Source organism: Mesobacillus stamsii, assembly GCF_030814065.1.
Classification (GTDB): domain Bacteria; phylum Bacillota; class Bacilli; order Bacillales; family Cytobacillaceae; genus Mesobacillus; species Mesobacillus stamsii.
The window spans coordinates 70,144-84,493 of sequence record NZ_JAUSUN010000007.1 but is presented as its reverse complement, the minus strand read 5'-3'; the positions used below and the strand labels follow the sequence as shown (position 1 = coordinate 84,493).

Sequence of the window (14,350 nt, the reverse complement as noted above, 5' to 3'; positions counted from 1 at the left end):
ATCGGATTACGGAAAAAGTGGGAGAGATGCTTCGATGGGTTCTTCATTGTCAAAAGGGTTAATGGTTGGTTTGAAAACTACATGGGCACTTGGCAAAGTCATTTTTCCAGTGACCGTGATTGTTTCGATTCTCCAATATACTTCTGTCCTGCCGTGGGTCATCGACTTGATCACACCGCTGATGGCGATGATCGGCTTGTCAGGTGATGCGGCCATTCCGCTTGTTATCGGCAACTTCCTTAATCTTTACGCAGCAATTGGGGCGATATTGACACTCGATTTGACGGTAAAAGAAGTATTTCTCATCGCGGTGATGCTTAGCTTTTCGCACAATTTGCTGGTGGAATCAAGCGTGGCCGTTAAGGTTGGTGTTAAGCTTTGGACGATCGTGCTTGTCCGGCTTGGCCTTGCCTTCTCATCAGCGATCATTATCAATCTTGTCTGGAATGGCGGTTCTGAACTTGCAAAATATGGGATGGTTCCGGCAAAGGGAGAACAAATTTCAGGCTGGGGATCCATTCTGCTTGAAAGTGTCACCAAAGCCAGTTTTGGCATTTTCCAGCTGGCAATCATCGTAATCCCGCTAATGGTAGCCGTTCAGATTATGAAGGATAAGCAATGGCTTGCTGTTTTTTCCAGATGGATGGCGCCGGCAACAAAAGCGCTAGGCATGAAGGAAAACACCTCGACGACGATGGCTGCTGGACTGCTGATCGGTCTCGCATACGGTGCAGGCGTAATGATCCAGGCAGTTCAGGAGGATGGAGTCAGCAAAAAGGATGTCACGTTGGCGTTCATTTTTCTGGTTGCCTGCCACGCAGTCGTGGAAGATACATTAATTTTTGTTCCGCTTGGAATCCCGGTGCTGCCGCTGCTATTGATTCGTCTAGGAGTGGCGATCGTATTGACGGCAGCAGTTGCGTTCCTCTGGAATCGGGCAGATCTTGCCAAAAGAAAGGAAACAGCATATGAGCATTAAAATAGATACGGTCCTGTTCGATCTTGACGGGACTTTGATAGATACGAATGAATTGATCATTTCTTCCTTCCTTCACACGATGGAAACTTATTTTCCGGGTCAGTACGAACGGGAGGATGTCCTGCCGTTTCTTGGGCCTTCGTTAAAGGATACGTTCGAGAAATTGAATCCTGAAGGCTACGAGGATATGATCAAAACCTACCGCGCCTATAATCTGGCAAACCACGACCTGCTGGTAAAGGGCTTCGAGGGTGTGTACGAAACGGTTAGGACGCTAAAAGAAAATGGCTTCCAGCTTGGAATCGTTACGACAAAGCTTTCAGATGTTGTGCAAATGGGTTTGAAGCTGACTGGGCTTGATGAGTTTTTTGAAGTGATCGTCGCCCTGGACCATGTCGAAAAAGCTAAGCCAAATCCAGAGCCGCTTTTAAAAGCATTGGATTTGCTTGATTCCTCACCAGACCGTGCTATCATGGTTGGCGATAACCACCATGATATCCTTGGCGGCAAAAATGCCGGTACAAAGACGGCTGCGGTAGCCTGGTCCATCAAAGGCAGAGCGCATTTGGAGCAATACCATCCGGATTATATGCTGGAAAAAATGGCGGATATCCTGCCAATCCTCGGGGTGTAGCATGAGACGGACGACACGCTATCGTGTTGAAGGCGCCAATTCACTGTGGCATGTTTATAAGACCGTCCCGTTCTGGAAGGTCGTCAAGAATTTTATCGTTATCCAGATAGCGCGCTACACGCCATTTCTTGGAATGAAAAACTGGCTTTACCGAACATTTTTACGGATGAAGATTGGTGAACAGACATCATTTGCGCTGATGGTCATGCTCGACGTCATGTTCCCGGAAAAAATATCGGTCGGACGCAATACCGTCATCGGCTATAACACCACGATTCTCGCACACGAATATTTGATCAAAGAGTATCGTCTTGGAGACGTGGAAATCGGCAATGAAGTCATGATCGGAGCCAATTCAACGATCATGCCTGGCATCAAAATCGGGGACGGTGCGATCGTCTCTGCCGGGACACTCGTCCATAAAGACGTCCCCGAGGGTACCTTCGTCGGAGGAAACCCAATGCGCGTCATCTATACGAAAGAAGAACTGGCTGAACGCTCGGCGGTCGATGAAATGTATGCAACAAAAAGCGAACGGAATTGATTCCGCTTCGCTTTTTGTTGTTGCTTGACAGGGAAGCTAATATTTCTTAAGGTTTGAATGAACAAATGGTTGACGAATAATAGAATGAGCGGTACACTACCTATAACTTCAACTTGTTACCATATTAGCGAACTAAAGGATTTCGATAATTTGATGAAAAGCAAACCAACCACATCGGCAACGAGAGGGTGACCATATTGAGTCGATTATTTATGTTCGAAAAACCGCTTGGCATGCGGGATACACTTCCGGAGCTGCATGATGCGAAGGAAAGTGTCCGAAGCTCCATTGAAATGGAAATGAAACGCTGGGGGTTCCAGTTTATTGAAACACCAGCATTGGAATATTACGAAACGGTTGGAATGGCATCGGCGATACAGGATCAGCAATTGTTCAAGCTGCTGGACCAGCAAGGGCATACACTCGTGCTGCGCCCAGATATGACGGCGCCAATCGCCAGAATTGCGGCCTCCAAGCTTTACAAAGAACAGATACCGTTAAGATTAGCTTATTCGGCGAATGTCTACCGTGCGCAGCAGCGTGAAGGAGGCAGGCCGGCTGAGTTTGAACAAATTGGAGTCGAGTGCATCGGTGATGACTCTGTCAGTGCGGACGGTGAGATGATTGCGCTGGCCATTTCTTCGCTGAAAAAAGCTGGATTGGAACCGTTCCAGCTTTCAGTTGGCCATGTTGGCTTCGTTAACGAATTGTTCTTGCAAATTCTTGGCAATGAGGAACGCGCCAGAGAATTAACGAAATTTTTATACGAGAAAAATTATGTCGGCTATCGGGAGCATGTCCATTCCTTGCCGCTGTCATCGATTGATTCACAGAGGCTACTAGCCTTTCTGGACTTGCGCGGTGGCCCGGAAGTGATCGGCAAAGCGCTGGAATTAGTTGAAAACGGCAAGGGCAGGGATGCACTGGACGAATTGAAACTTCTCTGGGAGATTATCGAGGATTTTGGAGAGAGTAGCCGAATCAAATTTGATCTGACGATTGTCAGTCATATGAGCTACTATACAGGGATTTTATTCGAGGTATATGCGGGCATGATCGGGTTTGCAATCGGCAATGGCGGCCGCTATGACAAATTGCTCGAGAAATTCGGCAAAACAACTGGCGCGACGGGCTTTGCCATTAGACTCGACCGCCTGCTTGAAAGTCTTGGTGACCTCGAACCACCTGAACCTGTTACCTGCATTCTTTTCAGTCCGGAACGAAGGAAGGAAGCCTATCAGATGGCAGCGGAAAAACGGGAAAATCATGAGCGAATCGTGCTGCAGGATATTCGCGCAGTCCGGAATCTGGATGCCTGTTCCGATGCTTTTGCCAATGTCGTTTTTCTTGTTGGGAAGGAGGGAACGCAATGAATAAACAGCTGACAATCGCGATGCCAAAGGGCAGGATTTTTACTGAAGCAGTCGAGCTGTTGCGCAACGCGGGTTTTGAGCTACCTCCTGAATTCGATGACTCACGGAAGCTGATTATCGATGTCGACGAAGAAGATTTCCGCTTTATCCTCGCGAAGCCAATGGATGTGGCGACATATGTGGAGCATGGCGTTGCCGATCTCGGAATTGCCGGGAAGGACGTCCTGCTTGAGGAAGAACGAGATGTGTACGAGCTGCTCGATTTAAAAATCAGCAGCTGCTACCTTGCCGTCGCAGGGTTGCCTGGTACAAAAATCAATGATGTCGCTCCGAAAATCGCGACGAAATACCCGAACATCGCTGCAGCTTATTTCCGGGAACAGGGCGAGCAAGTGGAGATCATCAAATTGAACGGTTCCATTGAGCTTGCGCCTATGATCGGTCTAGCCGACCGAATCGTTGATATTGTTTCAACCGGCAGGACCCTAAAGGAGAACGGCCTAGTCGAATACGAAACGATTGCTGGCGTGACCTCAAGGCTAATCGTGAATCCGGTTAGCTACCGGATCAAGGACGAGCGCATCAGCGAATTGATCAAAAGATTGAATGAAGTCATTTACTAGTGGAAACTGAAAGGATTTGATTTTCGGTGGAAATTTTACAGATAGACGATACTTTGTCATTGAAACGAACGGTAGATGGCGGAACGGAAGAACAGCGAAAGGCCGTGAAGGCAATCATCGCCGAGGTCAGGGCAGCGGGAGACCAAGCATTAAGGGCCTTTACCGAAAATTTCGACGCCGTCAAGCTAGATGATTTCCGTGTAACGGAAGAAGAAATTCTGGAAGCTTATCATGCAGTCAGCAGTGCAGTCGTAGAGATCATCACCGAAGCGGCTGCCAATATTCGTACCTACCATGAAAAACAGCTGCGACCTTCCTGGATGACGACTGCGGAAAATGGAACGATGCTCGGCCAGAAGGTGACGCCGCTCGATTCTGTCGGTGTTTATGTCCCAGGAGGAACAGCTGCCTATCCTTCCTCTGTCTTAATGAACGTTATTCCCGCTATCACGGCTGGTGTCGAGCGGATCGTCATGGTGTCCCCGCCCGGGCAAGATGGAAAGCTTCCGCCAGGTGTACTGGTAGCGGCCGACATCGCTGGGGTAAAAGAGATCTATAAAGTTGGCGGAGCTCAGGCAATTGCCGCTCTCGCTTATGGTACGGAAACGATAAAGCCAGTCGATAAAATCACTGGTCCAGGCAATATTTTTGTCGCCCTTGCCAAACGGGAGGTGTTTGGGGATGTCGCGATCGATATGATCGCCGGCCCAAGCGAAATTGGCATCCTTGCCGACGATACAGCGCGCGCCAATGAGATTGCAGCTGATCTGCTCTCACAGGCAGAGCATGATCCGCGTGCGTGCGCAGTCCTAGTAACCACCTCCCGAACTCTGGCCGAAAATGTACTGGACGAGGTGTACAAACAGCTGCCGCACTTGCCGCGAAAGGATATTGCGACTGCGGCGATTGAGAATTTCGGGGCGATTTATGTTGCCGAGGATCTCGAGGAAGCGGTCGGAGCGATCAATCAGCTTGCTCCAGAGCACCTGGAGATTGTCACAGAAAATCCAGTTGGATTGCTTGGGAAAATCAAGCACGCAGGGGCGATTTTTCTTGGCAGATATAGTTCGGAACCTGTTGGGGATTATTTTGCTGGACCGAATCATGTCCTGCCGACGAACGGAACAGCGCGGTTTTCCAGTCCGTTAAGCGTCGAGGATTTCCAGAAAAAATCAAGCATCATTTTATACAGCGAGCAGGCAATGAACGAGAACGGAGCAAAAATAGCCGAATTTGCAAGGCTTGAGGGGCTTGAAGCACATGCCCGTGCAGTAGAAGCGCGGCTGAAATAAGACTTTTTCTGGGAGGTATCATTCATGGAACGGATTGCAACAGTGAACAGATATACAAATGAAACAAAAATAGATTTAACGTTTGGCATCGATGGGGAGGGGAAATCATCGCTCGAAACAGGAGTGCCTTTTCTCTCTCACATGCTCGATTTATTCGCGAAGCACGGACAGTTCGACTTGACTGTGGACGCAAAGGGGGATGTTGAGGTGGACGGCCATCACACAACCGAAGACATCGGCATCTGCATCGGCCAGGCACTCCGCGAAGCGCTCGGCGATAAAAAAGGAATCAAACGCTATGGAAACGCATTTGTGCCGATGGATGAGGCCCTTGCACAGGTTGTCATCGATTTAAGCAACCGGCCGCACCTCGAAATGCGCGCAGAATTCCCGGCGCAGCAGGTCGGTACTTTCGATGTCGAGCTTGTTCATGAATTCCTCTGGAAGCTTGCGCTTGAAGCGAGGATGAACCTGCATGTGATCGTTCCTTACGGGAAAAACACTCATCATATGATCGAGGCCGTCTTTAAAGCTCTTGGCCGCGCTCTTGATGAAGCAACGACCATCGACCCGCGCGTAAAAGGCGTTCCATCAACAAAGGGGATGCTGTAAAGGCTCTCCACACGAAAGGAAGGGAAACGATGATTGGCATCGTCGATTACGGCATGGGCAATTTGTTCAGCGTCAGCAAAGCGCTGGAACGGCTGGATGCGCCCTATTTCATTTCACAGTCTAAAGAAGAATTAATGGAAGCAGATGCATTGCTTGTCCCCGGCGTTGGTTCCTTTCGTGACGCAATGGACGTGTTGAACCAGACGGGTCTGGCAGAAATGATTCGTGATTTCGCGGCTACTGGCAAGCCTTTGCTAGGCATCTGCCTTGGCATGCAGCTGCTGTTTGAAGAAAGTTCAGAGAATGGCCTGACAGCAGGTTTAAAGCTTTTGCCTGGAAAAGTGGACCGTTTCAGCGGAAAGACAGCAGATGGAGAGTCCTATAAAGTGCCGCATATGGGGTGGAATAAGCTACGGTTTACTGGAGATTCCCCTTTGCTGACTTCGCTTCAGGAAGAGTATGTGTACTTCGTCCATTCTTATTATGTAAAAACGGATGACCAGGACGTGCTTGTTGCAGTCGGAGACTATTATGATATGGAAGTGCCGGCTATCGTTGGCAGAGGGAATATTTACGGCATGCAGTTCCATCCGGAAAAAAGCAGTGACATGGGCATGGGGCTGCTCCGCAACTTTACGAAACTTGCAGCAGAAAGGAAGTCTGAGCAATGAAATTCATAGTCTATCCGGCAATCGACATGCGCGGCGGAAAATGTGTTCGGCTGCTGCAAGGCGATTATGATCAGGAAACAGTGTATGGGGACTCTCCGTTTGAAATGGCGAAAACCTTCGCAGCAGAAGGAGCGGAATGGATACACATGGTGGATCTGGACGGTGCGCGGGATGGCAAGCGCGTCAATGATCCGTTTGTCATTCAAGCAGCTCAGGAGCTTGGCGTGAACGTACAGATTGGCGGCGGAATTCGCAGCGAATCGGATATCAACCATTATCTTGAAAATGGCGTTAACCGGGTGATCATCGGCAGCATCGTTGTTTCCAATCCTGAATTTGCCGAGAAGATGGTCAGAAAGTACGGCACGAAAATCGCAATTGGTCTGGACGCGAAAAACGGCTTTGTCGCAACACATGGCTGGCTGAATACTTCGGAAGTGAGCGCTCTTGAGCTTGGCAAAAGATTCGCTGATGCTGGAGCGGAGACGTTTATTTTTACCGATATTGCAACGGACGGAACGCTCGGCGGACCAAATGTGGAGGCAACCCGCCAGTTGGCATTGGAAACAGGCAAAAGTGTCATCGCTTCCGGTGGTGTCAGCACACTTGACGACTTGGCTGCACTCCGCCAGCTTCGAAAAGATGGCGTCAGCGGTGCAATTGTTGGCAAAGCGATCTATGAAGGGCGTTTCTCGGTATCAGCTGCGCTAGAAATGGGGAATGCCTAATGTTGAGCAAACGAATCATTCCATGCCTTGATGTGAAGGATGGTCGCGTGGTAAAAGGAATTCAGTTCGTCCAGCTCCGCGATGCCGGCGATCCAGTAGAACTTGCCAGATTTTATGATGAGCAGGGGGCTGATGAGCTCGTTTTCCTTGATATTTCCGCATCTGTCGAAGGCAGAAAAACGATGGTCGAGGTGGTCAGGGACGTAGCCTCCGAATTGGCGATTCCTTTTACAGTAGGTGGCGGAATCGATACTCTTGAGGATATGAAGAAAATGCTCCGCTCTGGTGCCGATAAAGTATCACTGAATACCGCAGCTGTAAACAATCCAAAATTGATCACACAAGGGTCTGATTTCTTTGGCGCCCAGTGCATTGTGGTTGCCATTGATGCAAAGTTCGATCCAGAGCTTGGTTCATGGCGAGTGTATACCCATGGCGGCCGCACGCCGACAGATTGGGAAGTCATTGAATGGGCAAAAGAAGCCGTCCGTCTCGGCGCAGGGGAAATTCTCCTTACGAGCATGGACAGCGACGGCGAAAAGAATGGTTTCGACCTGGCATTGACGCGTGCCGTCAGTGAAGCGGTATCCGTACCGGTGATTGCCTCAGGCGGCGCTGGCAATGCGGATCATTTTGTCGATGCTTTTATAGAAGGAAAAGCTGATGCCGCCCTTGCTGCTTCGATTTTCCACTACCGTGAAACATCTGTAACAGAAGTGAAATCCCATCTTCGTGAAAAAGGAGTGACAGTACGATGAAAATAGAAAACTTGAAATTTGCTGCCGATGGACTGATTCCCGCGGTTGTTCAGGACGCTTCCACTCGTGAAGTCCTGACGGTCGCCTACATGAATAAAGACTCACTCGCCAAATCACTGGAAACACGCGAAACCTGGTTTTACAGCCGTTCTCGCCAGGAGCTGTGGCATAAAGGCGCAACAAGCGGCAATACCCAGAAAATTGTCGAAATCAAATATGATTGTGACGGTGACGCCCTCGTCGTTCTGGTAGATCCCGCCGGACCTGCATGTCATACCGGTGCAATCAGCTGTTTTGCCGAGAGTCTCATCAGTGAAAAGTTCACAGAAAAAACCGTGCTAACTGATTTCGCCGTCATGCTAGAATTAGAAAAGACAATCCGCGAGCGAGAACAGGACATGCCAGAAGGCGCCTATACCACTTATCTGTTCGAAAAAGGCGTCGATAAGATTTTGAAAAAAGTCGGCGAAGAAGCTGCAGAAGTCATCATCGCCGCCAAAAACCGCGACCCCGAAGAATTAAAATGGGAAGCAGCCGATTTATTGTATCACCTGCTAGTTTTGCTGCAAGAGCAAAAGCTGCCACTAAAAGAAGTACTCGGTGTATTAAATAAAAGGAAGAAACCAAGCGCTGGAGAGAAGTTTTAATAACTACTTGATTATAATCTCACACATTTTTGGAAGAAATGAACTTCAAAAAAATGCGATTCAGATGATTCAGATGATTCATACGGACTGTAAGAAAGATGTATGAGCGACTATAGGCTTTATCAACGGTTAGAGAGAAAATATCAACGGTTGTGGCGGTTTTATCGACGGTTAGAGAGAAAATATCAACGGTTGTGGCATTTTTATCGACGGTTGGAGTGGGTTGATCACTTTAACAATAAGAGCCACAGGACAAAATAAAACTGGGATAAAACAACTTGAAAATATTAGGATGTAGATGGAGCTTCTTAGGTGATTTTTCTAAAATTCCAGCGCGTTTTGTAAATAAGTACTAAAAAAGGACATGGAAATCCCGTCGTCAGTTTTCTGTTTTCCAGCTACTGGTAATGATATGTAGATACTATTATATAGATTGTCTTGTCCAACCTTGATAGGGTTGACCTGTTTCTTGAACGGACATATAAGCTAAGGAGTGTGCAGTTAAAATACATCGATCTACGTGAGCCTCATCTGCTACACGTCCTCGTTTGTGAACTCTACACATACTAAGCGGATGCAAACTTGACGTATAAATCCGTATTTACATTTATTACCAAATTTACTTTTGTAGTAGGTTTATTTTGTAATGCCCATTTTTCATTTATGATGTGCTTTTACCTTCTTTCAAACTAAGCCATTCTTTTGCCTGTGAGTTGACCCGTTCAATGGCCGTTCTTTCCGCATATTTGGTTTTAAACGATGGAAGATGTTGCGGAAATTCAGGATCTATTTGAGGAGATCGTGTTTGTTGAATCCGAACGGTTCTACCCATTTGGGCTCCACTACAACATTGAATGTGGCAAGCTTCCGTACATGAAAGCCCATCTTGCTTATACTTTGGATCAAATACTGGACATGTCCAAACATATTGTTTTTTGGTTTCATCAAGTCCTTTTAATTTCAATTTATGCCCTCTTAAAAAGAGGAAAAGCAGTCCGAACAAGGGCCAACTTCGGACAGGTTTTTGGATGAATAAAGATCATTATCAACCGTCTCTAATCATTACTGGCAGAAAATGAAATACACTCCAACCTACAATTTCCCTTCCACACCTTCTCGAATACTCTGTCTGTATGATATAATAAATTAGTTACGGTTGTTTCGATAAAATACGGTATGTGTATTCTTATATAGACTACTTTTTTTACTACAATATAAACGGAGGATCACATGGGTAAAGACTCTAAAGCAACGAAGCAAAAAGGCCAATTGCTGTCTTTCGTTCCTACTGGTGAGTATTATTTCACTAAAGGGGTCAAGGCTTTCCACAGGCAGGATTTAAAAAAGGCGGAGAAGTATTTTCAGCGTGCGATGCATCTAGAACCGGGCGAGCCAATGATTATTTGCCAGCTGGCGATCGTGCAGTCGGAATTGGGAGAATATCAGCCATCTAACCGTCTCTTGCACATGATCCTTGAAGAATTGGATGAAAACATGGTTGATTGCCATTATTTTCTTGCCAATAATTACGCTCATATGGGTTTGTTCCGTGATGCGTTCAGGCATGCGAACCTTTACATGGAAGAAAATGAAGATGGCGAGTTTGCCGAGGATGCACTCGATCTTCTTGAACTTTTAACTATGGAAGCGGAAGAAATGGATGAGGATTATTACGAAGAGGATGACCTGATCGTCAAGCAAGAGGAAGCGCGCAATCACCTCGAAACAGGAGAGTTTCCACTGGCGATTGAAATTTTCACAGAGGTGATCGAGGAGTATCCGGAATACTGGTCCGCATATAACAATCTTGCGCTCGCCTATTTTTACCTTGGAGAAACGAAAAAGGCCAGTGATATCCTGAACGATGTTCTGAAGCGAAATCCCGGCAACCTGCATGCTCTCTGCAATTGGCTTGTATTTATACATTACGAAGGGCAGGAAAAGGAAGGCCAAAAGCTTAAGGAAGCACTGGAAAAAATCTATCCGATTCACGTGGAGCACCAGTTCAAGCTTGGTGCGACATTCGCGCTGATCGGCGAATATGAACTTGCTTACCGCTGGCTGAAGAAGCTGCAAAAATCAGGCTTTGAAGGGGATGGTGCCTTTTATTACTGGCTAGCGAATGCTTCTTACTTTACCGGCCGGGAAAATATGGCACGTTCAGCCTGGAAAAAGGTTCTCGAGCACAATCCAGAAAAAGATGGAATGGAACCGTGGTCGGAAAAGTCCGGCATGAAGTTTGAAGCACAGGTTTCGGTCATCCTCAGCCAGCTAAACAGCGATTACCCGGAGGAACGCCTTTTTGCGCTATTTCTTACATCAGTTTCCGCGAAAAAGAAAGAAATACTTGCAGCGGAAAAGTCGATAGATAAACTGACAGAAATGGAAAAATCCTATTTTGCTTATGTCAGCTCAGGCAATCTGAGCAGTAAGGAAGAAGAAGTAAAAGGCGCGCATGAAACGGCGAAACTATTGTATGATCACCACCAGCCGATTGGGAAAAATGAAGCCGGCGTCTACATTATGTGGTTTTCGGTATTTGAGCAGGCAGCAAAGGCAGGCTACGATTTTAAAAACAAAAAAGCATGGGCAGCGGCAGTCGATTACCTCTGGGATAAACTGAGGAATATCAGAACTACGAAAGCAGCAGTCGCAAAAAAATACGGCTTGTCCGCAGCCACGTTATCCAAATATATCAATTTGGCAAGCGAATTTCTTCATGAAGAAGACAGCATTTAAGGAAGAGCAAGAAGATGCAAGTTAGCATTTTTGATTGGCAAGAATGATAAAGGATCAATACAGAAAAGTCATTGCCAGCCCTGGCAATGACTTTTCTTAATATTACCCCAGATAACGATGGTAAAGTGTTTTTGCTTCGGAAATATCTTTGATTCCATGTACGAACACTCTTCCGTCCTTAAAAATTACCAATCTTGCGGTTTCGACCTGAAAAGATAGCAAATATGGGTTGCGCTTAGTCTTTAATCCTTGTCCAGACAGGAACTTCTCTAAATGGCCGAGATTCCTTGTTTGGATTGTCCCCGGCCTGATTTGGACTGTATCCCTTCCGCAAAGCACAGCGGCCTTCGTCTGGTTATCATATGATAGAAACGGGTGAGTCTGTTCTTCTCCGCAGGAAGGGCAGGATGCTTTTTTCAGCGAGGAGACGTTGATGGCTCGAAACTGATTTTTCCATACATCGAATGAGACAAGTTTGCTGTTCAGAGAATCGAAGGCACCTGTCAATATCTTTAGCGCTTCTGCTGATTGATGGGCGGCTACCATCTGGATGGCAGGCTGTATCACTCCGGCGGTGTCACAAGTGATTCCCCCCATTGGCATGGACTCCAATAAGCAGTTCATGCAAGGTGTAGTTCCAGGTAGTATCGTAAAGCTCAGGCCGTAGCTGCCGACACTGCCACCGTAAATCCAGGGAATCTTATGTTTTTGTGAAATATCGTTGATCATCAGGCGAATATCGAAGTTATCAGTACCGTCTATGATCAAATCCACCCCCGTGATGAACTGTTCCAGCTCCCGAGCTCCAACATCAGCTATGTGGGGGATGATTTCCACTTGCGAATTTATCGCCCTTAACCTTCGAGCTGCTGCCACTGCTTTTGGCATTCGTTCGCGAGCATCTGTTTCACTAAAAAGCTGTTGCCGCTGAAGATTGCTCCATTCTACATAATCCCTGTCGGCAATGGTCAGTTTCCCAATTCCTGCTCTGACAAGAAGCTCAGCATTTGCAGAACCAAGTGCACCTGCACCGATCATTAAAACATGCTTGCTGCGAAGTCTTTTTTGACCTTCCTTGCCGATTGGCGCAAATAATTCCTGGCGGGAGTATCTGCTTGTCAACTAAAAATCATTCCTTCCGCAGGACTGCTTGCAGCAGCGTAATCTTTTTTTGCGATTCTTCCGGCTTCAAATCCCAATCTCCCCGCATCGACTGCGAGCTTCATAGCTTTTGCCATTTTTACCGGATCCTTTGCGGAGGAAACGGCAGTATTCAACAATACACCGTCCGCTCCTAGTTCCATGGAGAAAGCCGCATCTGCGGGACTGCCGATTCCGGCATCGACTATCACCGGCACCGTTGCCTGTTCCATGATGAATTTTAGATAAAGAGGATTAAGAATCCCTTGTCCTGAACCGATCGGTGATGCACAAGGCATGACAGCATGACAGCCGAGTTCTTGCAGTTTCCTTGCTAGAACAACATCGTCTGAGGTGTAGGGAAGAACAATAAATCCTTCATTTAAAAGAATTTCTGAAGCCTTTAGAGTTTCTACTGGATCAGGGAGGAGTGTTTTGTCACAGCCGATGACCTCAACCTTCACCATGTCACAGAGCCCTGAGGCCTTGGAAAGTCTCGCAATCCGTACAGCTTCGTCTGCAGTCTTTGCTCCTGCGGTGTTTGGGAGTAGTTTGTATTTCTTTAAATCTAGCTGTTCGAGAAAATTGGGCTGGTTTGCTTCAAATATATTCATGCGCCGAACTGCAAACGTAAGCACCTCCGTGCCGGATTCCTCTACAGCTTTCCTTTGGATGTCAAAGTCAGGGTATTTCCCGGTTCCCAGCAATAAACGAGAGTTAAATTCATAAGGTCCTATTTTTAGCATGGTCATCCTCCTCCTACAAAATGTACGATTTCAATTCGGTCACCAGCAGAGAGTGTTGTATCCTGATGCGCATTTTTTGCCACAATAGCTTCATTCAATTCGACGATTGCTACCTTATCTTCAAGCTGAAAAAAATTTAATAACGCTGCAGACGTTTTAATATGGTCGGGAATAGTTACAGCTTCCCCGTTAATGATAAGCTCCATGATCATTCCCCTTTCATGTATGGATTTTTTGTGAATAGCACCAGGCAGCATGGTAGGGATCTTCTGCGTGAAGAATCCCTGACATCACAGCAGCCCCATCTGCACCGGCCGATAACACCAATTCGAGGTTATCAGGCTGGATGCCACCAATGACCATAACGGGAATCTCTACCATTTTCTTAATCGCTGCTAGTTCGTGCACCCCTTTCCCTGGGAGTCCCTCTTTAGAAAGGGTCTCAAAAACATGCCCATAAAGAAGAAAGTCGGCCCCTCTGTTTGCGGCTTGAAGAGCATCATGGTAGGAATGGACCGAACAGCCGGCTGTAATCCCCGGAAAGTGTTGTTTCACAAGGTTGACAGAAAGGCTGTGATAAGCGAGCTGGACGGAAGTATTATAGGACCAGGCTACATCTGTTCGATCATTGACTACTATTTTTTCGGAAGGTATGCCTTTATTAAGGAGCATTTCGACTCCAGCGGCAATCTCCTTTGCGGTCAGCTTTTTTTCACGCAAATGAAATCTGTCGATGAATGGGTTGATTTTACCGGCGATGTCGGCAAATTCTTTTAAGGAAAGCTTTCCGTCTGATAGGAGGTGCAATTGTTTTTTCATTTAATCACCTGTTTGGCTGGGTTTGTAGACCGATGACGATTAGAT

The 14,350-nt window shown here is 47.0% G+C and carries 17 protein-coding genes; 12 read left to right on the top strand and 5 right to left on the bottom strand.

Features of this window, described 5'->3' with window-relative positions:
- Window positions 1-34: 34 nt before the first annotated feature.
- The 11 genes from J2S25_RS07940 (at window position 35) to hisIE (ending at window position 8,861) form a co-directional block, all read left to right on the top strand.
- Entirely contained in the window at window positions 35-979 is a 945-nt protein-coding gene (locus J2S25_RS07940; protein WP_044390485.1) for a nucleoside recognition domain-containing protein, read from the top strand.
- On the top strand, window positions 975-1,613 hold the full coding sequence (gene ppaX, locus J2S25_RS07935; protein WP_307191658.1) for a pyrophosphatase PpaX: 639 nt from the start codon (window positions 975-977) through the stop codon (window positions 1,611-1,613). Before J2S25_RS07940 ends, ppaX begins: the two co-directional genes overlap by 5 nt.
- Window position 1,614: 1 nt before the next feature.
- Window positions 1,615-2,157 (top strand): acyltransferase, encoded by a 543-nt coding sequence (locus J2S25_RS07930; RefSeq protein ID WP_044390487.1) that lies wholly within the window; start codon window positions 1,615-1,617, stop codon window positions 2,155-2,157.
- A 197-nt stretch (window positions 2,158-2,354) separates the two neighbouring features.
- The gene (locus J2S25_RS07925) at window positions 2,355-3,530 is read left to right on the top strand and encodes an ATP phosphoribosyltransferase regulatory subunit (RefSeq protein WP_307191622.1); all 1,176 of its coding nucleotides are present in this window, start codon (window positions 2,355-2,357) and stop codon (window positions 3,528-3,530) included.
- Window positions 3,527-4,153, top strand: coding sequence for an ATP phosphoribosyltransferase (gene hisG / locus J2S25_RS07920; RefSeq protein WP_044390489.1), 627 nt, complete (start codon window positions 3,527-3,529; stop codon window positions 4,151-4,153). The genes J2S25_RS07925 and hisG overlap by 4 nt, the downstream gene beginning before the upstream one ends.
- A 26-nt stretch (window positions 4,154-4,179) precedes the next feature.
- A complete protein-coding gene (gene hisD / locus J2S25_RS07915) occupies window positions 4,180-5,445 on the top strand; it encodes a histidinol dehydrogenase (protein WP_307191621.1) in 1,266 nt (421 codons plus the stop codon).
- Window positions 5,446-5,469: 24 nt separating this feature from the next.
- The gene (gene hisB / locus J2S25_RS07910) at window positions 5,470-6,057 is read left to right on the top strand and encodes an imidazoleglycerol-phosphate dehydratase HisB (RefSeq protein WP_044390493.1); all 588 of its coding nucleotides are present in this window, start codon (window positions 5,470-5,472) and stop codon (window positions 6,055-6,057) included.
- Between the two features lie 29 nt (window positions 6,058-6,086).
- The gene (hisH, locus tag J2S25_RS07905; RefSeq protein WP_044390495.1) at window positions 6,087-6,728 is read left to right on the top strand and encodes an imidazole glycerol phosphate synthase subunit HisH; all 642 of its coding nucleotides are present in this window, start codon (window positions 6,087-6,089) and stop codon (window positions 6,726-6,728) included.
- A complete protein-coding gene (gene hisA, locus J2S25_RS07900; RefSeq protein ID WP_044390497.1) occupies window positions 6,725-7,456 on the top strand; it encodes a 1-(5-phosphoribosyl)-5-[(5-phosphoribosylamino)methylideneamino]imidazole-4-carboxamide isomerase in 732 nt (243 codons plus the stop codon). Before hisH ends, hisA begins: the two co-directional genes overlap by 4 nt.
- Window positions 7,456-8,214: an imidazole glycerol phosphate synthase subunit HisF gene (gene hisF / locus J2S25_RS07895; RefSeq protein WP_044390499.1), complete on the top strand. Its 759-nt coding sequence runs from the start codon at window positions 7,456-7,458 to the stop codon at window positions 8,212-8,214. The genes hisA and hisF overlap by 1 nt, the downstream gene beginning before the upstream one ends.
- Window positions 8,211-8,861 (top strand): bifunctional phosphoribosyl-AMP cyclohydrolase/phosphoribosyl-ATP diphosphatase HisIE, encoded by a 651-nt coding sequence (hisIE, locus tag J2S25_RS07890; RefSeq protein ID WP_044390501.1) that lies wholly within the window; start codon window positions 8,211-8,213, stop codon window positions 8,859-8,861. The genes hisF and hisIE overlap by 4 nt, the downstream gene beginning before the upstream one ends.
- A 661-nt stretch (window positions 8,862-9,522) precedes the next feature.
- On the opposite strand, the gene J2S25_RS07885 is transcribed toward hisIE, so the two are convergent.
- Entirely contained in the window at window positions 9,523-9,825 is a 303-nt protein-coding gene (locus tag J2S25_RS07885) for a hypothetical protein (protein WP_128721462.1), read from the bottom strand.
- Between the two features lie 266 nt (window positions 9,826-10,091).
- On the opposite strand from J2S25_RS07885, the gene J2S25_RS07880 reads away from it, so the two are divergent.
- Window positions 10,092-11,600 (top strand): tetratricopeptide repeat protein, encoded by a 1,509-nt coding sequence (locus J2S25_RS07880; protein WP_044390503.1) that lies wholly within the window; start codon window positions 10,092-10,094, stop codon window positions 11,598-11,600.
- A gap of 102 nt (window positions 11,601-11,702) precedes the next feature.
- Here J2S25_RS07880 and J2S25_RS07875 read toward each other — a convergent pair whose 3' ends face one another.
- From J2S25_RS07875 to J2S25_RS07860, 4 genes are read right to left on the bottom strand one after another with little or no spacing between them, the layout of a single operon-like run.
- Entirely contained in the window at window positions 11,703-12,722 is a 1,020-nt protein-coding gene (locus tag J2S25_RS07875; protein ID WP_307191620.1) for a MoeB/ThiF family adenylyltransferase, read from the bottom strand.
- Complete coding sequence (locus J2S25_RS07870) at window positions 12,719-13,486, bottom strand: thiazole synthase (RefSeq protein WP_044390505.1); 768 nt, start codon at window positions 13,484-13,486, stop codon at window positions 12,719-12,721. Before J2S25_RS07870 ends, J2S25_RS07875 begins: the two co-directional genes overlap by 4 nt.
- Window positions 13,487-13,488: 2 nt before the next feature.
- Window positions 13,489-13,692 (bottom strand): sulfur carrier protein ThiS, encoded by a 204-nt coding sequence (gene thiS, locus J2S25_RS07865; protein WP_307191619.1) that lies wholly within the window; start codon window positions 13,690-13,692, stop codon window positions 13,489-13,491.
- 13 nt (window positions 13,693-13,705) lie between these two features.
- The gene (locus tag J2S25_RS07860) at window positions 13,706-14,305 is read right to left on the bottom strand and encodes a thiamine phosphate synthase (protein WP_307191618.1); all 600 of its coding nucleotides are present in this window, start codon (window positions 14,303-14,305) and stop codon (window positions 13,706-13,708) included.
- Window positions 14,306-14,350: the final 45 nt, after the last annotated feature.